This is a genomic window from Pseudoalteromonas obscura, from assembly GCF_030135505.1.
In the GTDB taxonomy this organism is placed as follows: Bacteria; Pseudomonadota; Gammaproteobacteria; order Enterobacterales; family Alteromonadaceae; genus Pseudoalteromonas; species Pseudoalteromonas obscura.
On the sequence record NZ_JASJUT010000029.1, the window covers coordinates 1 to 1225 of the forward strand.

The 1225-nt window shown below is 41.6% G+C and carries 1 protein-coding gene; it reads right to left on the reverse strand.

What is annotated here, in order from left to right; genetic code table 11:
• Positions 1 to 1173, reverse strand: a protein-coding gene (locus QNM18_RS27255; RefSeq protein ID WP_284138950.1) for an IS3 family transposase whose coding sequence is annotated in 2 segments (ribosomal slippage) — positions 1 to 822 and positions 822 to 1173 — 1174 coding nt annotated over the 2 segments. Because the reading frame shifts where the segments join, the coding sequence is not laid out codon by codon here. This gene is flagged as partial in the annotation.
• Positions 1174 to 1225 lie beyond the last annotated feature (52 nt).

Here is a 1225-nt window from a genome sequence, read left to right on the forward strand (position 1 = left end):
TGTACCTCAATGATAGATGTGGCCGCCGTCTATTGTAAATGTCTATCGACTCTTCAACCATTCTCTTAGCTTCATTTAAGTCTCTCGGTTTGTACAATAGATACTCATTTTTCAAGATACCATTAACTCGTTCTGCTAGAGCATTTTGATAGCAATCATATCCATCTGTCATTGAACAACAGACATTGTATTTCTGATGAAGCTGCTGATACTCTGCTGAGCAATATTGCACTCCTCTGTCAGAGTGGTGAATGAGCTTGCCCCTCGGGCTGTTTTGCAGTAACGCGTTTTGAAATGCTCTTTTCACTGATGCTGTTTTCATATTGTCGTCGATGTTGTAACCCACTATCTTTCTTGAGTGGGCATCTGTCACCAAGCTCAAGTAGCTTTCCCCAGCCTCTGTAGGAAGGTAGGTAATATCTGCAACCCAAACTTGGTTTGGTCGCTCTGCTACTATCCCACCTTTAATAAGGTTCGGATGACATCTAAAACGATGATGGCTATTTGTAGTCTTATGATAAGCCCGCTTAGTTTTAACAAGCAATCTATGCGCTCGTAGTAGCGCAAAGAGTCTATCCCGACCAATATGAAGTGAATAAGACTTCATAAGATGCTGCAGTTTACGCGTTCCTATTCGTGGTTGAACAATTCTCTCTGCATGAACGAACTGAATAATACTCGACTCAAACTCAATCTTTTGAGTATATCGGGCACACTGCTGATAGTACGCTTGCCTTGATATACCCAAGAAGCAACACGCTTTCGTTATCGATAATCCCAAGACTACTTCTTTTTGGATGACTTGCCTTTGCGCTTTTTTACAACACTGACTCCGTAGTCAGTTTCAAGCACATTGACCACCGCTTCGAAAAACTCAGCCTTCATTTTGGTATCTGCTAACTCTTTTTCCAACGCTTTAATGCGTTGCTCTGGTGTAAGTTCTGTTTCTGGTTTATCCATGACTTTGCCCTGTGTAACACGTTTAGGTGTACCTTCAGACCAATTTAGACGACCATGCTTTCGAAGCCAAACTAAAACGGTTGAGCGACCTTGAATGCCATAATGCTCTTGCGCTTGTTTATAAGTCATCTCGCCATTTTCAACCTGATCTACTACGGCCAATTTAAAGGCTAAAGAATAATCGCGTTGAGTACGCTTAACTATTGATTGCATTACACTCTCCAAAATAAGTTTGAAAAGTGTCAACGCTATTTAGGACGGGACA